We start from the raw sequence: 21,692 nt of genomic DNA, 5'->3' as shown, positions 1-21,692 counted from the left end.
CCGTGTCTTCTCCCCACACGGGGAAAAGGACACGGGGTCATCAGCTAAAAGGCTTAGCGAGTGGGCTTAGCGCCGCGGCCACCGAGCTGGCGGCCTACGTTCTCGTCGTTCTTCAGAGCGGAACGCAGTTCCTTCGGCAGGGAGAAGAGAATATCTTCCTTCGCGGTCTCGACCTCTTCGATGGTGCTGTAGCCGTACTCGGCGAGCAGGGCCAGTACCTCCTGAACCAGAACCTCGGGCACGGACGCGCCGGAGGTCAGGCCCACGGTCGCCACACCCTCGAACCAGGACTCGTCCACCTGGTGTGCGAAGTCCACACGCTCGGCACGCTTAGCGCCGTATTCGAGTGCCACTTCCTTCAGGCGCACGGAGTTCGAGGAGTTTGCCGAACCAACCACGATGACCAGGTCAGCGCGCGGAGCAATCTCCTTGATGGCGCCCTGGCGGTTGGAGGTTGCGTAGCAGATGTCGTCCGAGGGCGGATCCTGCAGGGAGGGGAAACGCTCACGCAGACGCGCCACGGTTTCCAGGGTCTCATCCACGGACAGGGTGGTCTGAGAAATCCAGACGACCTTCTCCGGGTTGCGAACGGTCACCTGGTCCACTTCGTCGGGCGAGTTCACGATCTGGATGTGCTCGGGCGCCTCACCGGCGGTACCCTCGACCTCTTCGTGGCCGGTGTGACCGATGAGCAGGATGTCGTAGTCCTGCTTAGCGAAGCGCACAGCCTCGCGGTGCACCTTGTTCACCAGCGGGCAGGTCGCGTCAATAGTGTTCAGGGAGCGGTCGCCAGCTGCGGAAACCACCGCCGGGGACACGCCGTGCGCCGAGAACACGGTCACGGAACCTTCGGGAACTTCATCCACTTCATCAACGAAGATAGCGCCCTGCTTCTCCAGGGTCTCCACCACGTGGCGGTTGTGAACAATCTGCTTGCGCACGTAGACGGGCGCGCCGTAGTGTTCCAGCGCCTTCTCGACAGCAATCACGGCACGGTCAACGCCGGCGCAGTAACCGCGCGGGGTGGCGAGCAGGACCTTCTTCTCGCCGTTGACGGGTGCGGCGGCTTCAACGTCGGCGCGGCTGCGGCGCTCGCGGGGTACGGGCGGCAGGCCCAGGGCAATAGTTTCAGTGGACATGGTTACTATCCTACGTTGTTCGGACTTTTAGTGTGTGATGACTGTGGCACCGCTCGCAGAGCTACGTCCCAGGGCGATGAGGCGAATCAGAATACCGATCAGCAGGGCGAGAATCGCCATGACCAGCCCGTAGCTTGCCGCCGCCTGCAAGTGCCCGGTCAGTGACGGTGCAAGCTGGTTCCATACCCCGGTAATCAGCGCCGTTCCGGCGGTGCTGTGGCTGGTAATTCCCAGGGATTCAGGGGTTTGGCCGCCGAACCAGGCTGCCGCGCCCCAGCCCAGCAGGGCGTAGAGCAGAGCCGTGAACACCGGCACCAGGATGCGGTGCCTGGGTGCCAGCAGCGTAGCCAGCAGCAGGCTCAGCACCGAAATGATGGTCAGCGGCATGGTGGACTTGCCCAGCGCGGCGGCACGGTTAATGCCTGCGTGCAGGAACCACTCCTGCTGCTCCTGTTGCCCCTGCTGACTGTTGCCGTCCTTCACCCGGTCAATGTTGAGGGTTTCAGGGCCGAGCTTGGTCAGGTCAGGGTCGAAGGAGCCGATAGAGCCGACCTTCGCGTCCAGCGCACGGTAGAAGGGGGTGAGCACAATGACGGCGGGGCCGTCCTGGTGTTCAAGGTTGTAGCGGCGAGTTTCCTCGGCTATTTCCTTCCAGAGGCTTCGATATTCTTCAGTTTTTGACAGCTCAGCCGCGGAACGGTTGAGCATGGAACGTATGCCGTCTTGTGTCGGCTTTACAAGAATGGAGTATAAGCCGCTTTGTTTGGTGCCGTCGAGGAAGGTTGTCATAGCCTCCGACTTCATGAGGTCTTCGACTGCGCCGTCCGCGATGCGCGAGGCGAGCTGCGAATCCTCCGCCAGGTTGGAGGAAATCTGCGAGAAACCGCGCTCTGACATGAGCTTAGAGTTCACCCAGGCACCCGTGGTTGCACCCAGAGCGGTCACCAGGGCCAGGGCGCACAGCACAACGGTCAGGAACCTCCGCAAACCTGCCGCGAAGGGAGGCTCCGGGGCGGCCTGCAGTTCAGCCTTGGTGGGGGCTGCAGCGTGGCCGAGCGTGCGCGTGGGCTGTAGCAGGGTGGTGTCTTCGTCCGCCGTATAGTAGCCGTCCGTGCGGGTAATCCGGGTGTCGACGACTCGGGTCGCGTCCGCCGGGTAGTTTTGCGCGCCAGTACCCGCCGCTGACGAAGCCGCGGCGGTGTTGAGGGCGTTGTTCTGATGTGCTGACTGATCGGGTGAGCGCATGAGCCTAGGGTACCCGCTCACAGTGTTCAAAGCCGATTCAGACCCGCAGAATGCGCCAGAAGCTAAGTTCTGCCTGCACTCCGTGCAAGCTACCCGAGTCGCCAGGCTGACCTGTGCGCAGGCGCATAACCAACCAATCAGGGACAATAGAAGGTATGAACTTCTACAACCCCTCCGCAGCGCAGCCGGCACCCGCGCTGGTGGTGCCGCCCGTGCACGAGCGGCAGCTTCCCGGGAAGTCTCAGGAAACCACCGCCACCAACCCCTGGCCCCTCGCCCTGCTCGCGCAGAACCTCAAAAACTATGTAGACAAGGTTCCCGAGCTCTGGGTGGAGGCGCAGGTCGCCTCCCTCAACGGCCGCGGCGGCAACGTCTTCATGGAGCTCAAAGACCTCAACGAAGACTTCTCCTTCACCCTCGCGCTCTTCGGGCGTGCCGGTAGCGGCCTGGCGGCTGATGTGACCGTAGGCGCTCGCATCGTCACCCGCGCCAAGCCGAGCCTGTGGAAGAACGGCAAGCTCTCCCTCATCGGCAAGGAAGTGTACGCGGTCGGCACCGGCAACCTGCACGAGCAGCTGCAGCGTCTGCGTGAAGCTCTCGCCGCCGAGGGGCTGTTCTCTGACGCGCGGAAGAAGCCGCTACCCATGCTGCCGAATCGCGTGGGTCTGATTACCGGTCGCGATTCTGACGCGGAGAAGGACGTTATCCGCAACGCCTCCCTGCGTTGGCCCGGCGTGGTTTTCGAGGTGCGCAATACCCGCGTTCAGGGTGAGGGCGCGGCGGCTGAGGTCATTGCCGCGCTCGCCGAACTGGACGCCCACCCGGAGGTGGACGTCATCGTCATCGCCCGAGGCGGCGGCTCCTTCGAAGATCTGCTGCCTTTCTCTGAGGAGGCGCTCATCCGCGCCGTCGCGGCGGCCACCACCCCGGTGGTCTCGGCAATCGGTCACGAGGCGGACTCCCCCATCCTCGATGCGGTCGCCGATCTGCGCGCCTCCACCCCCACCGATGCGGGTAAGCGCATCGTGCCCGATATTTCGGAGGAAACCGCCCGCATCACCGAGGCGCGCGCCCGCCTGGACCGTGCGGTGCTCGGCTACGTGGGCATGCAGATGAACTACATTGCCCAGCTACGCAGCCGCCCGGTGCTCACCCACCCGGAGTCCTCCCTGCTCATGCGTGTGGAGGAGCTGAGCCAGCTGCGCGAGCGCGCCCACCGTTCGGTGCAGCACCGCCTGGAGCGTGAGTCGGCGACCCTGTCGCACACGTTGGCGCGGGTGCGTTCGCTCTCTCCTGCGCAGACGCTGAACCGCGGCTACTCCATCGTTCAGGATGCCGCGGGCGCTATTGTGCGTGACGCTTCGGCGCTGAGCGAGAGCGAGCAGATTACGGTGCGCGCGGCGACCGGTTCGGCGCAGGCGACCGTGACCTCCACGGATCCCTCGAACATCTCCTAAACCTCAATACCCCTAAAGTTTTACCCCAAGTTTTTACCTCTGAAAGGTTCCTCAATGAGCGAGAACATTAGCTTCAACAGCGCCGAGCTGGGCGCCCCCGTCGAAACCCTCGGCTACGAGCAGGCACGCGCCGAGCTGGAGCAGGTCGTGCGCCAGCTGGAGTCCGGCGCCAGCGACCTGGAAACCTCCATCGCACTGTGGGAGCGTGGCGAGGCGCTTGCCGCCCGCTGCGAGGCGTGGCTGCAGGGCGCGCAAGAGCGCCTGAACGCGGCACGCGGCGCACAGGCAGGTGCACAGGGCGGTCAGGAGCCTGCGGCGAACTAGCACGCCCCTGCTGGCGCGTTACGTCGCCTCCTTCCTGGCGCATTCACGCCCCGGCGCATCTGCCAATCGGAAAAATAGCCTGCCCCGCAGCTCATCAGAACTGCGGGGCAGGCTATTTCTGTCTCTCGCAAAGCAGAGGCGGCCGTAAAGCTCGCTAGTGCTTCTGCTTGTAGTCAGCCATGAAGTTACCCAGGCGCTCCAGGGCGCTGGTGAGGGTCTGCGTATCGGGCAGGAACACCAGACGGAAGTGGTCCGGGTCCTTCCAGTTAAACGCGCGGCCGTGGCTGAAGAGAATCTTCTGGCTCTTCAGCAGATCCAGGGCGAACTGCTCGTCGTCGGTAATGTCGAAGCGCTCAACATCAATCTTCGGGAACAGGTACAGAGCGCCGTCCGCGCTGGTGCAGCTGATGCCGTCAATCTCGTTGAGCATCTTGTGCGCCAGGGTGCGCTGCTCGTACAGGCGGCCGCCGGGGACAATCAGCTCGTTAATGGACTGGTAGCCGCCCAGTGCAGTCTGGATTGCGTGCTGTGCCGGAACGTTGGAGCACAGGCGCATGGATGCAAGCAGGTGGATGCCTTCCAGGTAGCTCGTTGCGTCCTTCTTGGGGCCGGTAATAGCGACCCAGCCTGCGCGGTAACCGCAGACGCGGTATGCCTTGGACAGGCCGGAGAAGGTCAAGCAGAGCACGTCGTCGCCGGTGAGGGTTGCCATGTTGATGGCTTCTGCGCCATCGTAGGTAATCTTTTCGTAGATTTCGTCGGAGAACACAACCAGACCGTGCTCGCGTGCCAGGTCCACGATCTGCTTCAAAATCGAGCGCGGGTAGACGGCACCGGTCGGGTTGTTCGGGTTAATGACCACAATGCCCTTGGTGCGCTCGGTAATCTTCGACTTAATGTCTTCGATGTCCGGGTACCAGTTGTTTTCCTCGTCGCACAGGTAGTGCACGGGCTTGCCGCCCACCAGCGCGGTGGATGCGGTCCACAGCGGGTAGTCGGGCATGGGGACCAGGATTTCGTCGCCGGTCTCGCAGAGTGCCTGCAGGGTCATCGGGATCAGCTCAGACACACCGTTACCCAGGTAGATGGAGTCGGTGTCGAGGTTCATGATGCCGCGGTTCTGGTAGTGCTGCACAATGGCGGTACGTGCCGAGTAGAGGCCGCGGGAATCGGAGTAGCCCTGGGTTTCAGGCAGGTGACGAATGATGTCCATCATGATGGCATCCGGCGCCTCAAAGCCGAAGGGGGCGGGGTTACCAATGTTCAGTTTGAGGATGCGGTGGCCCATCGCCTCCATGCGATTGGCTTCATCCAGAATGGGGCCGCGGATGTCGTACAGGACGTTGCTCAACTTTGAGGACTGACGGTACTTCGTCATGATGATTTACTTTCTAGGGTGATCCAAAATGAATTGTGCTGCGTCATCATCTGCGATGGGGTTGGAACCGCTAGTCAGACGCAACAGGAACGAGAGGTTACCCGTGTCTAATGTAGATGATACGCGGTTAATTGCCGTCCGGGCGCTATCTGGCAGGGTACGACGGATAATGGGCACCAGCTGCTGCTGCAAAAGTGCCGTCGAGGGGTCTTCCAGGGTGACCAGGCGGTTATCGTCAATTGCCGAGTCGCAGCTGTGCAGCAGGGTCACCTGCACGGTGTCTGCGGTGAGGGCGTTGACGCGCTCGGCGGGGTCGTCCTGAATCTTCGGGTCGTGCACGCGGTAGTGGTAGAGGCTACGCAGGGAATCCACGCCGTAGGTGCCGCTGGAGTACCCGGTCGGAATGGAGAACGCCAAAGAAGACTGCACATCGCGCAGGTTTGCGAGGGAGTTGAGCTTGTGGCGGGCGCTCACGGCGCGGGTGGTGACCAGTACATCCTTGTTGGTGGCGTTAGCGCCGTTGAGGAGCATGAGCTCTTCGGGCAGGATGCGCGAGATGGCGTTGGTCATGTCGGTGGTGCTCATGGCGCGCAGGTTGATGGGGTCTGCGGAGCGGGTGGAGCTTGCCGAGGGGCTTGCGGTACCGTCCGTAGCATGTGCGGAGGTGGTGCTCTCCTCCGTGGTGGGGGTGGCCGCCGGGGGCAGGGTCACGCCTGCCGCTTGAGCGGAGGCGGTCACGGAGGCGGCAATACGTTCGTTCTGTGCGGCGGCGGGGCTGATTTTGCCGTCGTCGGTCAGGTAGAGCAGCAGGTCTCCACTGTAGTCGATGACAAGGTCCAACGATTCAAGGGCCGCGGCAGTGGTGCTACCGGTTGCCTCGTCGTCGGGCAGAGTAGCGGTAGGGGTGGCAGAATTAGCCGAAGGAACCATGAGCCCGCGCAGGGCGGCGGCGCGGCTGTTGTCGGTGTCAACAAGTTCGACGGTGTAGCCGACCTGTCGCAGGGCGCGTGCGTACACGTGCGCTACGGCGCGCATCTCACGCAGGGCGCCGTAGCCGATACGCAGGGTACCGTAGCTGGAGGCGGAAGGGTCCACATGCGGGGTCGTGTCATTGTTGCCGCAGGCGGCGAGCAGCGGCATGAGCGCCAGGGAGGTGAGAGCCGCACGGCGGGTGAGGGTCAGTCGGTTCATTAGGGAAGCTTCCGTGCGTTTTCATCGGCAAGAAATTCGCGGTATTCGCGTGCCCAGCTAGCGGCGTTGGAGTAGCCCATCATGGAGGCTACCTCGTCGATGAGGGTGCCGTAGCGGATGGTGTCCAGCTCAGCGATGGGTACCCAGCGTGCAGTGTCGGAGGAGCCGTTGATTTCGTGGCGCAGTTCGCCGGTGACAATGTGGGCACGGAAAACCACCCGCAGGGCGCAGAAGGGTAGCGCTTGCGGGTCTTTCTGGGTGGAGCGCACGGGGAAGTGTCCGGCGTGCACGCCCAGAATGTCTTCAATGGCGACGCTGTAACCGGTCTCTTCGAGGGTCTCTCGTAGCGCGGTTTCGTCGGCCTGTTCGCCGGGTTCCATGCCGCCGCCGGGCAGGGACCAGAGGGGGCTGAGCGCGCGGTCTTCGGGCACCCAGCGGGTCATGAGCAGCTTGCCCTGCTCAATGATCACTGCGTAGGCTGCGGGTCGGGTTTCCATTGCTAATGCCATGGTTTGATTTTACCGTCTATCGTTCGTTAGCGTTTCTTGCCGCGGCGTGCGCTGGCGGCTTTGGCGGACTGTCGAGCGTGCTGGCGCGCGTTACCGTTTTTCTTGGCGTTGGCGCGCTTTTTATCGCGTGCTTCGCGGCGGGCGTTGGCGGCTCGTGCCTTCGCTTTTTCCTTTGCTTTTTCAGCGGCGATGCGTTCGGCGCGTGCCTGCCGGGTTTCGCTACCGCGCTCACTGGTTGCGGTGCGGCCACGCACAATACCGATGAAGTCCTGCAGGAGCGCTTCGAGCTCTTCGCTGCGCGGCTCGCCCTTGGGGGCACGCGGCCAGACCAGGTGCACCGGGTAGGTGTCCAGGCCCGCAACGGGGCGGTAGGTGAGGTCCTTGCGGTGGTAGAAACGCGCAATGGACATGGGCACAATGTACAGACCCACACCAGCGGCAACCAGCTCGATGGTTTCCTTATCGGTCAGGCCCTCGGGCACGATGCGACCGGCACTCTCACGCCATGCGCGGGAGACTTCCTCATAAGCGGGAATATCGGAGGCGGGCTGCAGCAGGAACTCTTCAGCAAGCTCCTCCACGGGCACCTCATCAAGCACGGTGAGCACATGGTCCACCGGCAGAATGACCACGGGTAGCTCCTCGTAGAGGCGGATGCTATGGTACTTTTCGCCGTCGGTGCTTGCCGGTTCGCGGTCGGGGCGCACAATGCTCATGTGTGCGAAGGGGTTCTCGGGTACGTCCTTACGCTCAATGGGGGCGTGCTCGGTAGCCTCAGCGCTAACCTCGGCGGGCGCCTCGGGGGCAGTTTCTTCCGCAGAGTTGAGGGCAGGGTCAATCAGGCACAGGTCCTGATGCAGGGAGTCCAGGCCGCGCGCCTCACGCACGGGTACCTCCGCCAGCTGCACACGGTCGCCGAAACGCTCGTGCCAGCGGTTGAACCACTTGCCGGGCATAATCGCGGGCACGTAGCTAATGCGCAGCACAGAGCGCTGCAGCACGGGGACGGGCAGAGCCTCCGGGGTCTGGATCATCGCCAGCTGCTCGGGATGCAGGTACACGCGGGTGGGAGCTTCGCTTTCTACCTGGTCGGTAGCGTTTTCGGGCGCGTTCTGCTCGGGGTCGATTGCGGTGAGGGCAGAGTCGTTGACGGGCTGCTCTTCGGGGGTGCCTGCGGTGGAGGATGCGGATGAACTCATCCCTCCACGCTAGCACATCTTGGGCGGGGGCATTGAGGGTAGGTGAGTGGCCTCAACCCGGCGAGATAGTGCACCTATCCCCCGCTGAAGGTAGGACTAGTTCTCGGCGATGTTATCCGCAGTGTTCTCAACGGTTTCGCGGTTAATGCGGCGTTCGCGCAGCTGAGTCACAATGACCAGCACCGTGATAACAATGGCAAGGGCGAGCGGGAACATCCACGGCTCCAGGCCGAGGGCCGCAAGAATTGCGAAGCCGATGGTGGTGTAAATACACGCCCACATGAAGGTTCCAACCAGCATCGCGGGAACCCAGCGACGCAGAGGCATTTTCGTGAAGCCGGTCGTGATGATGACCGCGGTTTGCAGACCCACGGTGAGAAAGCAGAGGGGCACAGCAATAACGCCCCACCGATTAATCAAGCGGCGCGCTTTACGGTAGAGCGGGCTGTCCATGGCTTTGCGGATGCGGTCGAGGCGGGCACCGCCTTCAGCAGCAAGCGCGCCAAGAGCGTACACGATGCTGGTGCGGACGATTCCGACCACCCACATGAAAGCTAGGGCAACCTCAATCGGGAGTGCGTCAAACCAATCTTTCACCCGGCTATTCTCTCATGAGTGGGCGATATTAACCTGATTGAAGGTTCTTTGAGGCTTCTTATTCGACTTTTGGAGGGGTCAGAAAATTTTTTTAAATTTTTTCAGCCGGGGGTTATTGCCCCTTGTCGCCTGCAATGGCGCGGATTTTACTTAGGGCAACCTTAGTTTATTGACAGGGTGTCGCTATTTTCAGCTTGTCACCCGCACGGGAATTAGGATATATTTTTATTACCGAATAGGGCAGGCCTTGTGGGAAGGCCTTCCTAATCGGTCTAGAAGACTTTCTTCCTGTGTGTGATGCTAGAAAAGGAACCCCATGGACGGGGTTCCTTTTCTTTTTAACTTCTTCCCAATCATCCCCAGGCATACAAAAACCCCGACAGTGTGAACTGTCGGGGTTTTATGCGTGTCTGGAGCAAAGTCTACTTCTTACCCTGGTTCTTGTCCTGGCGGTGCAGTGCACTCAGCGGCTTAGGCAGCTGAACCGGGTTCCAGGTGTTGCTAACCGCCTCAAAGGAGGAGCCGGCACCGGGGTGACGGTTCGTCGAACGAACACCGCCGGTCGCAGTAGCACCGGTCGAAAGAACCGAATCGTTCAGCGAGGCGATATCCAGCGCATCGAACTCGGAATCGTCCAGGACATCCGGCAGAGGAATCTCTTCGGGAATCGGCTGAGCGGGAGCCTGAGTAGCAGGTGCCGCAGGTGCCTGGCGGACGGGCGAACCGTCACGCAGAGCCTGGCGAGCCACCGGCTGATCCGGGTGAATTGCCGGCTGCTGTGCGGGAGCTACTACCGGCTGTGCAGGTGCCTGGGTGGCTGGTGCAGGCTGAGCTGCTACCGGCTTGGCGGGAGCCTGTACGGGTGCCTGAGCGGGCTGTGCGGGCTGAGGCTGGACAGGCTGGCTCGGAGCAACCGGAGCCTGCGCTACCCGCTGAGGCTGTGCCGCAGTACGCGGTGCACCGGAGGAAGTAGCGGAACCGCTCTCCTGATCGAAGAGCACGCTACCACGGCGAATCGGCTGGAAACGGCTCGGACGCTGCTGCTGGCGACGCTCCTGACGGTGTGCGACGGGCGCCTCCGCCGCGCGGGCAGAACGGGCAGGTACGGCACGAGAAGAATGAGCAGGTGCCGCAGCAGGCGCTTCCGCACGAGGAGCCGCCTCGGGAGCCTCATCGGAGGACTCCACCGCGATGTGCGCGCGGCTCGGACGTGCCGCCTCGCGGTTCACACCGTGTATAGACTTGCGGGTAGTAGCCTCACGGGTGGCGGGGCGAGCATGATGTGCAGGCTCTTCAGCAACTTCAGGCTCCACACCCTCAGCCGCCGAGTCCTCTACAGGCTCAGAAGCATCATCGCCGGCTTCTTCATGTTCATCGGACTCTTCGTAGGCTTCGTCCTCAGCTTCGTCATCCTCATCATCTTCTGCCTTAGCTTGGCGTGCATCGCGGCTCGCCTTGACCTGGTTAGCAACAGACTCCAGCAGACCAAAACGGCTCACAGCCCATGCACCGCCGGCAAGAATCAGCAAGAGAACAGCCCAGCCCCACGCCAGCACACCAAAGAGCGCCAACAGGCCGGTGACCAGGGCAAGCACGCCCAAACCGGCAGCAACCAGCAGGGCAATACCGCTCGGGCTCGAAGTATCAAAGTAGGACAGCGGCGAGGACTTCGACTCCTCCACCACCGGAATCTCGTCCGTGTACGGGGCAGTCGGGGAAGATTCGCGAATCTGCGAAATAGAAGCCGTATCGGGCGCAGGCTGGGCGGATTCCTCCACCGTGTGGGAGGAACGGGAAGAAACCTGCGGAAGAGCAGAAGACGGCAGAGAAGTACCCGGTGCCACCGCGTGATCGGAGGACTGGTATGCCTCCGACTCGTTCAGCAGCACACCGGCGGAGGCGAGAATATCCTCCGCGGTACGCTCAGCACTAATCAGGGGACGTTCAGGCTCCATGACAGGGCCAGCGGGCGCGCGACGCAGGCTCCTGGGCACAAACCACAGCAGCAAAATCACGGTCAGAATTACCAACACGCCGGAGGTGTTCAAAAGCGTCATATTCAGGTCGCCCTCTATCGTCCCTTTATCCCTAGACTTTAATCATACCCTTATATTCCCAATGCTTTCCATAAGCGGCAAGAATCGGGCTGGATATGCACATATACCCCAGAAGGAATATGCACACTACAACGTCGTCGCGTCCCTGCACAAGGCACGCCTTGGGCCCTCACCCAAGTAGCACCCCAAGCACATAATAGACACATACGACGCAAAGGAAGGCGCCCTCCCTTGGGGCTAAAACGCCCCACCGGAAAGAACGCCTTCCTCAGCGTGGTTGGTATTTATCGGTTGCCCTCTTTAGAGAGCGGATGCAGAGTAATTAGCAGTTCTCTGCGACAAAGTCCTTCAGCCATGCGCGCAGGTCGTCACCGAACTCGGGGCGCTCAGCAGCAAGAATAACGTTTGCCTTCAGGTAGGACAGCTTGTCACCGGTGTCGAAACGGCGGCCGGAGAAGACCACGCCGTAGACGCCTTCGCCTTCGCCCTCACCCTGAGCCAGGGTCTGCAGAGCGTCGGTCAGCTGAATCTCGCCGCCGCGGCCCGGAGCGGTGTTCTCCAGAACTTCGAAGACCTTCGGGCTCAGAACGTAACGGCCGATCACAGCGTAGTTCGAGGGAGCCTCATCAGCCGCAGGCTTCTCAACCAGACCGGTAATCTTAACGAAACCGTCTTCGCCCTCAACAGCCTCAATAGCAGCTGCGCCGTAAGCAGAAATAGCCTCGCGGGGAACCTCCATCAGAGCAACGACAGAACCGCCGGTGCGCTCCTGGACCTCCACCATACGAGCGAGCAGGTCTTCCTTCTCGTCAATCAGGTCATCGCCGAGCAGAACAGCGAATGCTTCGTCACCAACGTGGCGCTTTGCGCGCAGAACAGCGTGGCCCAGACCCTTGGGGTCGCCCTGACGCACGTAGTGCAGGTCGCCACCCATCTCATTGGTAGCTACCACGGATGCGAGTAGGGCGTCCTTACCCTGCTCAGCGAGCTGCTGCTCCAGAACGGGAACGCGGTCGAAGTGATCCTCGAGAGCGCGCTTGTTACGGCCGGTAATCATCAGAACGTCGTTCAGACCGGCACGGATTGCTTCCTCCACCACGTACTGAATCGCGGGGCGATCAACGACGGGGAGCATTTCCTTGGGGGTTGCCTTCGTTGCGGGCAGGAATCGGGTGCCCAGACCAGCAGCAGGAATAACTGCCTTAGTAACAGACTTAATTTCAGTAGCCATGCCACAAGAATACCCTAAGTTGTAAAGTACTTAAGGCGATTTATAGACACTATGACATGAAAAAATCTTCAACGTGACTAACTACATATCCACAGCGGCCCATTCTTCGGTGTGCAAAGAAAATGCACCCCACAGAACTCAGCACTATTTTTCTCAAACCCTATACTAAAAAGTGGAATCCACGTCCCCGCAGATATAGGTCAATTTTCACCACCCACCAGGGCAGTTTTACCCTGCGCACGGATACCTCTCAGCATAGAGTGAACGCACCTTACTTCCTACGGGACGCGCCACTCCCCAACCCTTCACACAAGACCCGCAACGACGATGGGACACACCATGCACCTCAACACAACCCCCGCCACCAGCAACTCCGACGCCGGTGCCAGCGCAGACGATATCTCCCTAGACAAAGACATTCTCCGCTCCCAAATCCGCCCGCGCCGCCTCACCGCACGCAGCCACCGCGGCGAACACGGACAGCAACATCTGACTGACCTTTTCACCCACCACATTCTCGAGGCGGTTGCGCAGCGGGTCCACTCCCCCGGTACCATTGCGGCGTATCTGCCCACCAAATCTGAGCCGCCCATTGTCCAAGCACTAAACGCTCTCCATGAGCAGGGACACCGCATCCTCGTGCCCGTCGTACGCCCCGGTCGCAAACTCGCCTGGGTGCACTGGGACCCCACCGTTGAGCATCCGCTCAGCCCCATGGGCATCCCCGAACCCGAAGGCGAAGAACAAGACACGCAAGCATTCATTGACGCCGACCTGCGTCTCATCCCCGCCCTTGCTTTTGATGCAGGCGGGCACCGCCTCGGTCAGGGAGGCGGCTACTACGACCGGATTATCCCCCTGCTCAGCGACCAGCAGCTCACCGGCCGGAGCATCGGCATTGTCTTCAGCGACGAAATCTACGAGGCTGTCCCCTACGACCAGTGGGATGCTATTCTGCCGGTCATCCTCACCGAGCAGGGTATCTACCGCACCCGTTAGCAGGTCTAAAAGTACCCAATTCTCTCGTACCCGCTTCACCCCTGATTGACACCCCGAATCTTTATGCAAAAGCACAAAGATATGCGGGACACACCCACAAAATCACCCAGGAAAAAGGCAAAAAGAAACCAGAAATAGCTTTTTGAGAAGAAAACGCAAATAGCTCCCAACGTTTCAAAAGCGGTACACTCAAACCACGTTAATAAACCATCCCAGCGAAAACGGATACAGAAGGACAAAATGCCGGTCTACGTTTACCAGTGCAAGAATTGCAACCACGTCTTTGAGCAGCGCCAGTCCTTTAGCGACGATGCACTGCGCGTCTGCCCGCAGTGCGGCGAAGAAACCCTGCGCAAGCGCTACAACACCGTCGGCGTGACCTTCAAGGGTTCCGGCTTCTACAGCACCGACAAGGGCAACTCCTAAACGGGGTTCCACACCAGCCAAAACGAGGGGCGGGGCAACACAGGTTGCCCCGCCCCTCGGCGTTTAAGAAGCACTCCCCCGCGGGAAGACACTACACGATATTGTTACCCCAGTGCGGAGGACGCTGCTGACGCATCCATTCCAGACGCTCACGCTCCTCCGGGGTTAGAGGCTGCGCGGAAGTAGCCGCTTTCTTGGTACCAGCCTTCTGCACGGAAGCACCCACGGCAGACGAGGTACCCGAAGCCACAACCGGAGGCGTAGTCACACCCACCAGCAGAGGCTCAGCCCCGCTCACCGAGCCGCCGCCGCTCACACGGCGGTGCCCGCGGCGAGGCTTCGGCGTTGACGAATAACTAGCCACGAACCTCAGCGCCCTCATCCATATCCAGGTAGTGCAGCACGCGCGCCACCACAGCATCCGGATCGGCGAACACCTCCAGGGTGCCCAGGGTGATGTAGTTCCAGCCCGTGCGGCTCAGACGCTCCGGCAGCAGGCGGGTACGCTCACGCACCGAAGCGCGCGCATAGTTCGGCTCGCCATCGGAGCACGCCACCAGCGGCATAGCCGCCGGAACGCTCGGGTTCGAAGAGACCACGGGAGCCACACCCAGCGCGGGCACCGGCTCAGCAGCCAGCTTCTCCGGGGCGTGCGCGATCAGAGCGATGTCGCCCTCACCGCGGGTCACACGCACACCGTGAGCCTGCAGGCGCGCCACCAAATCGTTGAGCAGCCAGTCGCCCAGATCCGGGGTGTCCGCATCGTCAGCCGCCAAGAACGCGTTACGCGGCAGGGTCTCGGGTACGCGCTGTGCCTTCGCCTCCACCTCTTCACGCGCCTGACGTTCCGCATGCTCACGCAACAGGTGGTAGAAATCTACCGCGCCATGATGCAGCTTCTGCGGATCCAGCTCCGACGGGTCAATGCACGAAACGATACGCAGGGCACGGCGGGCACGAGTCAACGCCACCACAAAGCCCTGACGACCATGCTCAGCAGACAGCTGCCCCAAATCGTACGACGCCTGGCCCAGGCGGGCACGGCCCACACCCAAGGAGAAAATCACGGTATCGCGCTCGAGGGTCTCGGCACGGGTCAGGTCGACCACGCGGAACGACTCCTCACCGGCGGCAAAGAACGGCGCCAGCTGCGGGTACAGGCTCAGGGCGTGACGCACCGACTCAGCCACACGCTGAGCGTGCTTCGGGCTAGCCGTCACAACCGCCAGCGAACGGTCCGGGGTGCGGTACGCATGCTCGAGCACCAGGTTCGTGACGCGCTCCACCTCAACACCGGGCGAATCCAGGTTCGCGTTATCGCTGACCTTGCCGCGAGTATCAATGTACTCAACGGTCAGAGAGCCGGCAGGCTGAGAGGAGGCGCGGCTCACCGGAGCCGCATGCAGCTGCGAACCGTAGAATTCACGGTTCAGGTAGTCCAGAATCACCGGGTCCATGCTGCGGTGCAGCATCGCCAGGGTGCGGTTGGGCAGTACGGTAGCGAGCACGTCGAAGGTGCTGTCCAGCTGCTCGTCGGTCGGCTCGGGCGCACCGAAAGTCGGCGCGGACACGATGAACGGTGAGGGGTAACCCGAGTGCGGGTCGCCCAGCGCAATCACCTGGTCGGCGCGGGTAATCGCCGGCAGGTTCGCTGCCAGCGGGGTCGATTCAGAATCCAGTAGCAGCACCGTATCAAAACGCATGGAGGCGGGAACCTTACGCGCCAGGGCGAAGGGGCTCGCAGTCCACAGCGGTAGCAGGGTACGCGCCATGACCGGGGCGTGAGTCAGCAGTTCCTCGAGCACGAACTCGTAGCCGCGCAGCTGGCTCTTCAGGTACGCCGCCTGGTCGTGCTCGGATTCAATACGCTCGGTCCATACGCGCGCAATCTTCGCCAGCAGACGCGCCGGGGCGCTGGTCATGTGGGCGTAGTCGGCACGGCGGAAACGGGACTCCGTATCGCGCAGGCGGTCGCCATCCAGCAGCTTACCCTCGTGATGCTGCAGCAAGAACTCCAGGGCAGACTGCCACCAGGCAAGCTCCAGCTCAGCGGAAACAACCTCGGTCGGAACCTGACGCGCGTACAGGTCATCGAGCAGCTCCGACAGGCCGCGTTCACGCAGCTTCTGGGTCAGGGCGTCACGCTCAGGCAGGGTCATGAGCAGCACACGGTCCGCCATGAGGGCGTCCAGGCGCGCATCCAGAGCATCCAGGTCGGTGCGCACGAAGTCGGTGCCCTCGATGGTGTCCGTCAGAACAATGCCCAGACCCGCCAGCTCAGACACCAGGGAGTTCAGGGCTGCAGCCAGCTGATCCAGGTTCTCCGGAATCTGCGGGGTGCGGGGCGCCTCAATGTGGCGAATCCACTCGGCACGCTCCGCCTGAACAATCTTCAGCTGCTCGTGCAGGTCACCGATATTCACGCCGGGCAGGATGTACTCCTTAGCCGCGCGGCGCAGGCGGGAACGCTGCATACTGCTCATCTCGATGCCGTTCTCACGGCGCCACGCGCCCGAAGCGGTCGCAGCGATCAGGTCGGTCACCGGGCGGTCATACACGTCCGCACGGAAACGCTTGAGCGTCTCGCGGATGCGCATCAGAATCGCCAGCTGCGACTCCCACTCAGAGATGGTGCGGCCGCGGCGCAGGCCCAGCATGGCGCTGGTCTGGTTCATCGCTTCACGCAGGTTCAGCAGGGAGGACTTGAGGGTAATGACCAGGGCGTACGCCTCGGCGGCTTCCTCGTCATTGACCAGGCGGGCACGGTACCACGGGGAGGTACGCGAAGCCGACGCAAAACCGTCAATCTCGCCCAGGCGCACCAGGTCGGCGCGCACCTGCTCACGCTCCATGAGCGAGTCGAGCATGGGGCGGTCAAAACGCACGCGGGTTGCCGGGCCGTCCTCGGAGGCGGTCAGCTCAGCCAGACGCTGTAGCGCCGAGTAGACGGAAATCTGCCAGTTCGAGTCCTTGTTCAGCAGAGCGCGGGTGTGGTCGAGCAGGGCGGCGCGGGTCGCTACGAGCTCTTCGTTCAGGTCCTCAGAGTTCGGTTCTTCGGCACTCTCGTTGCGCACAATCGCGCGAATGAATTCGGCGCGCTGAGCCTCAGAATCGTGCTCGGCAAGCAGGTCGTAGCGCAGGCCGTCTATACCGGTACGCTTGAGCAGTGCAGAGAATTCAGCCAGGGTAGAGCGCTTCTCGCCCACGACGAGCACGGACTTACCGCGCCCCATCAGTGCAGAAGCAATGTTCACGGCGGTGCGCAGCGGCTCAGTGCCGGGTGCCGCAGTGATAGTGAAGGAGAAGCCGCTGACCGCGGTGTCGATAATCTCCTGGGCGTTCGCATCAGCGTCCAGCAGGAGCATTTCCTCTGCCGGGTCGCGCTGATCCAGAGGCTGCTGCAGATTGTGTGCGTTGAGCTCACGCGGCTTCACGCCGGGAACCTTCAACGCCGCCAGGTCACGAACCAGCGGAGTGATGGCGGTATGCGGCAGCTCGCCCAAGCTTTCCTTCAGGTCAGCGAAGGTCGAGATGAAGTACTTCGACTCGATGGTCATACCCGGAATACGACCGGCGGAGGCGCGCATACGCTCAATAACCGGCTCGGGGTCCAAGCGGGACATGGAGTTCGCCAGCTGCGCCACGTCCATGGTGCCCAGGTCGATGCCGTACTCCTGCTTGATCTGGCGAACCATCGCAGGGTTCAGACGCGCGGAACCGGCAAGGCGCAGCTCGAAGTCGTCATCCTTCGGGTGCGGGGTGATGCTCAGCGGCGCCATGAGGATCGGCGCGATGAAGCGCTTCTCGTAGGCGGCGGCGTCCTCGCGGGTGTCGTGCGACAGCCAGGAGGCGGTACCCGCCACGAAGTAGCCGGAGTCCAGGCCGTGGTCGGTGGCAAGCTCGTAAATCTTGGTGCGCAGGGTGCGTGCGGAGCGCATGCCCGCCTCCAGCTGCGACTTGTCGCGCAGAATCGTGGAGAGGCGGGTCTTACGTCCGGCGAGCAGCTGTGCCAGACCGGAGGGGTTCGCCTCGGACAGGTCGATGTGCACGTAGTCGACCTGATTAAAGTCGAGCATCGCGTCGGGGCCGGTGTAGACGTCCATCTGTTCCGCCCAGCGCTCAAGCCCCGCCGAGGGGTCGAAGTCCTCGTGGGCGGGGTTCAGGTGTGCGGGCAGCTCGGCGATGTTGATTTCGTCGGCTACTTCGGGGGTTTCCTCTGCTGAGGTCGCGGCGGCGGCGGGCTGAGCGGTATCAGCCGGGGTGCCGGGTGCGTGCTGCGCGTCGGTAGGCTCGGGAATCTGGTTCACGTCGTGAGTGTCCTTGTGGGTCAGTGCGGTGTACGTTTGCGCGTACACACCGAAGATGGTGGTTCTTCCGGGGTCCTCTGCCCGGTGTGCCTCATGCTGTGCCTTAAGCGGGGCGGGTGTCAGTGCGCGCCTGCGTGCTTGCTGTCTTTTCCTACGTGCTTACTTCGACCACATTGCGATGTTGGCGACGAGCAGCACTACGGTCACCAATACGTAGAAGACCAGGGCGGGCAGAAGCGCCCAACGGTACTTGGGCGCCAGCTCGCCTTCCAGGTTGCCGAAGCGCAGGGAGCGGAAGAGGAAGAAGCTCAGAATCGCGCCGGGCAGGTTACCGATGATGACCAGCAGAATGGTCAGGTACAGGGCGTAGGCTCGTTCGGTGCGTTCATTCTCCGCGCCCGCGAACTTGAGGGTGCCGCCCAGCAGCAGGCTGAGGCAGGCGTTCAGGAATGCCACGGTGAAGAAGGGAATCTTCAGGGCTGCTTGGAAGTCCATCTGGGAGTTCGCTGCGCCCAGAGCAATCCACAGCAGTAGCAGCGCGGGGATAATCATGAGGTACCAGAACAGGTACTTACGCATCTTCTCGGTGTTTTCGATGAGCGCGAAAATTGCGGTCACAGGGTGTCTCTTTCAGATGGTCTCAGGCGGATTCGGTCGGATTCAGGAGGAGTGAGTGAAGAAGCAGGTGGGCACAGGCGGGCACAGTAATGCCTTGTCAGGCGTCGGTTTCGTCCCCAGCGTTGAGGGCGTCGTCCACCTGGTCCTGCAGGGACTCGCGGCGCTCATTCTCAACGAATTCAATGTAGCGGCGCACGATGTAGTCCAGCAGCACCGACAGCGCAACGAAGGAGTAGTAGGGCTTACGCTGGGTGCTGATCTGGGTGGGGGTGGTCTGGTAGTGCAGGGAGTACTCGGCGTGCGAGGACATGTAGTTCACACCAATGGCGGTCACCGCAATCATGGGGATGCGGCGTAGCGCCAGCATCTTAATGTGTTCGCGCATGTTCTCGGTCTGACCGGAGAAGGACACAATGATGACCACGTCGTCCTGGGTCATATTGTTCATGGCGCTTTCGAACTCATTACGTGCCGGGATGACCTGGCAGAACTTACCGCATACCTGCATGGACTTGGTAAATTCCTGCACGGCATTGCGCTGCGCGTAGCCGGTACCGAAGCAGTACACAGTGCGAGCCTCATGGATGCGCTTGAGCAGTCCGCTCAGTTCCATGTGCTCGAGGTAGTCGTAGGTGCGCTGAATGTCTTCGCGGCCACTCTCGATGAACCGCGGGTTGAAGGGTTCGCTGCGGTTCAGAGAGGACTTAATGAAGTACTTCAACTCAGCAAATCCGGAGAAGTTCAGCTTCTTCGTCAGGCGAATAATTGAGCTGGTCGAAGTATACGTTTTATGTGCCAAAGAGTTGATCGTTGACTCCGCAACGAACTCTTCATTTTCTAGCATGAATGCCAAAATTTCCCGTTCAGTTTCACTGAACCGGTGCTGGTTCGCATTCACGACGTCTTGTAAATCCACTCAAAGCTCCTGAATCCGATGGTGAGCAATATATAAATAGTACACGCTCTAGGGTCATCGGCCAGGGTGGGTGGGGATGGTCATCCCTCACTTTGAGTGGGGTCTCGTACAGATTTGAGCTGGGCATGTGTCCAGGCACGCGCCCGGGTACAGCTTCGCCGGCGGCATCGGTGTTATCCGATACCGCCGGCGAAGTCTATACCTTATGAGGCATCATACCGTCAGGCGGTTGAAAGCTGAAGTCTCTTAGGAGAGGGTCTTAGCTTCGTTCACCATGGTCTCGAAACGCTCGCGAACCTGGGGAACGTCCATGCCGACGATCACCTGGAATGCCTTGCCCTTGCGGACCAGACCCAAAGCGCCTGCATTCTTGAAGTCTGCATCCGAGGGGCTGACGAGGGACTCATCAGCAACGGAGACACGCAGGCGGGTTGCGCAGTTGTTCACGGTGGTGATGTTCTCTGCGCCACCGAGCAGTTCGAGGAAGCCAGCTGCACGGGGTGCGTAGAGGTCGCCGTCAGCGGACTCAGCAGCTGCGCCGCCGTTCTTCTCAGCAGCCTTAGCTGCCTTGTACTCTGCCTTGCTGTAGAGCTTGGTCTCGCCGCCGTCTTCTTCACGACCGGGGGTCTTGAAGTCGAACTTCAGAATCATGAAGCGGAAGATCAGGAAGTACAGGACGGTGAAGCACAGGCCCACACCAATCTGCATGAGGTAGGTGCCGGAGTGGTTTGCCCACAGCGGAATCCAGTTCTGGAACAGGAAGTCAAGCAGACCGCCACCCATGTAACCAACCAGACCCAGCTGGTACATGATTGCTGCCATGGATGCTGCCAGGATTGCGTGGACCAGGAACAGCGGGGGTGCCAGGAACAGGAAGGTGAACTCGAGGGGCTCGGTGATACCGATCAGGATTGCGGTAAGGCAGACGGGGATCATCAGAGCGAGAACTTCCTTGCGCTTCTCGGGACGAGCAGTGGTGTAGAACGCCGCTGCGATACCGATGGGTGCAAAGACCTTGGAGTTACCGTGCAGTGCGAAGCCGCCGCCGGGGAACAGTTCCTTCAGGGGCTTGTCGCTCTTTGCGAACTCGGTCAGGTGGGTCGGCCAGTCCTTAGCAATACCGTTCGGGGTAACAACGTTACCGAAGACGAACGGGGAGTAGATGAAGTGGTGCAGACCGGTCGGAATCAGGAAGCGCTCGAGGAAAGTGTAAACCCACACGCCGAGTGCGCCGGATGCGATGAAGAAGCCCTGCAGGGAGGAGATGCCGTGCTGAGCGTAGGGCCACAGCCAGGAGAACAGGAATGCCACGGGCATCATCAGGAAGAAGCAGACGCCGTAGACGTACTGGGAACCCTGGAAGATACCGAGGAAGTCGGGCAGCTTCTTGTCGAACCAGCGGTTGTGTGCCCACACCACGATTGCGGAGATGATGATTGCACCGAAGATACCGGTGTCCATGGTCTTGATACCGGCGATCATCTTCAGACCGGTACCTGCCGCGCTCTTAGAGATGTCGGTGGTGTAGTCCAGGTCGAAGAAACCGGTGCCGCCCTTGCCCCATACCTTGAGCATGGTGCCGACGAAGTAGTTGAAGGTCAGGTAGACCATTGCAGCTTCCATCACTGCACGTGCGTTAGCGGTCTTTGCCAGTGCAATGGGTAGACCAATCACGAAGAGCAGTTCCATCTGGTTGAAGACGGTCCATGCGCCGGACTCCCAAACGGACCAGAAGTGGTTCCACGCGCTTTCCTTGTCAGCAGCGAGGGGGATCAGGTCGCCGTTCTGTGCAATGATCGCAATACCGACCGCGAGGCCAGCGAATGCGAAGAGAAGAACGGGTGCCAGCATGGCAGAGCCGAACCTCTGTACTTTTTCCATCATGAGGCTATACGCCCTTTCGGGTTGTCGAGTGAGCGGACGCAGGGGTTGGCGATCATTGCCAGCCTGCGATGGTCACGCTGCATCTTTATACCTCCAAACGAAAGTATATGAGACGGGTGCCACATATCCTGCGTGCGCTAAATGCCGAATGTGTTTTAGACAGAAACAATAATGCCAGGTATTACCTACCCGCAGGTACCAAAACTGTGAGTTTT

General features: G+C 61.3%; 18 protein-coding genes. 4 read left to right on the top strand and 14 right to left on the bottom strand.

Features of this window, described 5'->3' with window-relative positions; genetic code table 11:
* Nucleotides 1-53 precede the first annotated feature (53 nt).
* The gene (locus HMPREF2605_RS02760; RefSeq protein ID WP_070846843.1) at nucleotides 54-1,139 is read right to left on the bottom strand and encodes a 4-hydroxy-3-methylbut-2-enyl diphosphate reductase; all 1,086 of its coding nucleotides are present in this window, start codon (nucleotides 1,137-1,139) and stop codon (nucleotides 54-56) included.
* Between the two features lie 27 nt (nucleotides 1,140-1,166).
* The gene (locus tag HMPREF2605_RS02755; protein WP_070846842.1) at nucleotides 1,167-2,384 is read right to left on the bottom strand and encodes a dehydrogenase; all 1,218 of its coding nucleotides are present in this window, start codon (nucleotides 2,382-2,384) and stop codon (nucleotides 1,167-1,169) included.
* Nucleotides 2,385-2,539: 155 nt separating this feature from the next.
* Here HMPREF2605_RS02755 and xseA point away from each other — a divergent pair, with 155 nt between their 5' ends.
* Both xseA and HMPREF2605_RS02745 read left to right on the top strand, forming a co-directional pair.
* Complete coding sequence (gene xseA / locus HMPREF2605_RS02750) at nucleotides 2,540-3,841, top strand: exodeoxyribonuclease VII large subunit (RefSeq protein WP_070846841.1); 1,302 nt, start codon at nucleotides 2,540-2,542, stop codon at nucleotides 3,839-3,841.
* A 54-nt stretch (nucleotides 3,842-3,895) separates the two neighbouring features.
* The gene (locus tag HMPREF2605_RS02745) at nucleotides 3,896-4,165 is read left to right on the top strand and encodes an exodeoxyribonuclease VII small subunit (protein WP_070846840.1); all 270 of its coding nucleotides are present in this window, start codon (nucleotides 3,896-3,898) and stop codon (nucleotides 4,163-4,165) included.
* Between the two features lie 154 nt (nucleotides 4,166-4,319).
* On the opposite strand, the gene HMPREF2605_RS02740 is transcribed toward HMPREF2605_RS02745, so the two are convergent.
* The 7 genes from HMPREF2605_RS02740 to galU form a co-directional block, all read right to left on the bottom strand.
* Nucleotides 4,320-5,543, bottom strand: coding sequence for a pyridoxal phosphate-dependent aminotransferase (locus tag HMPREF2605_RS02740; RefSeq protein ID WP_070846839.1), 1,224 nt, complete (start codon nucleotides 5,541-5,543; stop codon nucleotides 4,320-4,322).
* A 6-nt stretch (nucleotides 5,544-5,549) separates the two neighbouring features.
* On the bottom strand, nucleotides 5,550-6,734 hold the full coding sequence (locus tag HMPREF2605_RS02735) for a glycine betaine ABC transporter substrate-binding protein (RefSeq protein WP_070846838.1): 1,185 nt from the start codon (nucleotides 6,732-6,734) through the stop codon (nucleotides 5,550-5,552).
* Nucleotides 6,734-7,243: an NUDIX domain-containing protein gene (locus HMPREF2605_RS02730; RefSeq protein WP_005508451.1), complete on the bottom strand. Its 510-nt coding sequence runs from the start codon at nucleotides 7,241-7,243 to the stop codon at nucleotides 6,734-6,736. Before HMPREF2605_RS02730 ends, HMPREF2605_RS02735 begins: the two co-directional genes overlap by 1 nt.
* A 26-nt stretch (nucleotides 7,244-7,269) precedes the next feature.
* Complete coding sequence (locus HMPREF2605_RS02725; protein ID WP_141762263.1) at nucleotides 7,270-8,442, bottom strand: LysR substrate-binding domain-containing protein; 1,173 nt, start codon at nucleotides 8,440-8,442, stop codon at nucleotides 7,270-7,272.
* 96 nt (nucleotides 8,443-8,538) lie between these two features.
* Nucleotides 8,539-9,039, bottom strand: coding sequence for a DedA family protein (locus tag HMPREF2605_RS02720; RefSeq protein ID WP_049341824.1), 501 nt, complete (start codon nucleotides 9,037-9,039; stop codon nucleotides 8,539-8,541).
* A 422-nt stretch (nucleotides 9,040-9,461) separates the two neighbouring features.
* Nucleotides 9,462-11,096 (bottom strand): hypothetical protein, encoded by a 1,635-nt coding sequence (locus HMPREF2605_RS02715; RefSeq protein WP_070846837.1) that lies wholly within the window; start codon nucleotides 11,094-11,096, stop codon nucleotides 9,462-9,464.
* 322 nt (nucleotides 11,097-11,418) lie between these two features.
* Nucleotides 11,419-12,327, bottom strand: a complete 909-nt coding sequence (galU, locus tag HMPREF2605_RS02710) for a UTP--glucose-1-phosphate uridylyltransferase GalU (protein ID WP_005508447.1) — start codon at nucleotides 12,325-12,327, stop codon at nucleotides 11,419-11,421.
* 339 nt (nucleotides 12,328-12,666) lie between these two features.
* Between galU and HMPREF2605_RS02705 the strand changes: the two genes are divergently transcribed.
* On the top strand, nucleotides 12,667-13,326 hold the full coding sequence (locus HMPREF2605_RS02705; RefSeq protein ID WP_246828152.1) for a 5-formyltetrahydrofolate cyclo-ligase: 660 nt from the start codon (nucleotides 12,667-12,669) through the stop codon (nucleotides 13,324-13,326).
* A 240-nt stretch (nucleotides 13,327-13,566) separates the two neighbouring features.
* Nucleotides 13,567-13,752 carry an FmdB family zinc ribbon protein gene (locus HMPREF2605_RS02700; RefSeq protein WP_005505091.1) on the top strand — a complete coding sequence of 62 codons (186 nt, stop codon included), beginning with the start codon at nucleotides 13,567-13,569 and terminating at the stop codon, nucleotides 13,750-13,752.
* 91 nt (nucleotides 13,753-13,843) lie between these two features.
* On the opposite strand, the gene HMPREF2605_RS02695 is transcribed toward HMPREF2605_RS02700, so the two are convergent.
* The 5 genes from HMPREF2605_RS02695 to HMPREF2605_RS02675 form a co-directional block, all read right to left on the bottom strand.
* Nucleotides 13,844-14,116, bottom strand: a complete 273-nt coding sequence (locus HMPREF2605_RS02695) for a hypothetical protein (protein WP_141762262.1) — start codon at nucleotides 14,114-14,116, stop codon at nucleotides 13,844-13,846.
* The gene (locus HMPREF2605_RS02690; protein WP_070846835.1) at nucleotides 14,109-18,107 is read right to left on the bottom strand and encodes a DEAD/DEAH box helicase; all 3,999 of its coding nucleotides are present in this window, start codon (nucleotides 18,105-18,107) and stop codon (nucleotides 14,109-14,111) included. Before HMPREF2605_RS02690 ends, HMPREF2605_RS02695 begins: the two co-directional genes overlap by 8 nt.
* 111 nt (nucleotides 18,108-18,218) lie before the next feature.
* Nucleotides 18,219-18,677 carry a cell shape determination protein CcmA gene (locus tag HMPREF2605_RS02685; RefSeq protein WP_070642894.1) on the bottom strand — a complete coding sequence of 153 codons (459 nt, stop codon included), beginning with the start codon at nucleotides 18,675-18,677 and terminating at the stop codon, nucleotides 18,219-18,221.
* A gap of 97 nt (nucleotides 18,678-18,774) precedes the next feature.
* On the bottom strand, nucleotides 18,775-19,575 hold the full coding sequence (locus tag HMPREF2605_RS02680; protein WP_246828158.1) for a MurR/RpiR family transcriptional regulator: 801 nt from the start codon (nucleotides 19,573-19,575) through the stop codon (nucleotides 18,775-18,777).
* A 264-nt stretch (nucleotides 19,576-19,839) separates the two neighbouring features.
* A complete protein-coding gene (locus tag HMPREF2605_RS02675) occupies nucleotides 19,840-21,477 on the bottom strand; it encodes an alpha-glucoside-specific PTS transporter subunit IIBC (RefSeq protein ID WP_049353733.1) in 1,638 nt (545 codons plus the stop codon).
* Nucleotides 21,478-21,692: the final 215 nt, after the last annotated feature.

It is taken from the genome of Rothia sp. HMSC065C03 (genome assembly GCF_001837295.1).
Classification (GTDB): Bacteria; Actinomycetota; Actinomycetes; order Actinomycetales; family Micrococcaceae; genus Rothia.
Note: the sequence above shows the minus strand (reverse complement) of the source record. Positions and strands in the feature narration are given on the sequence as shown.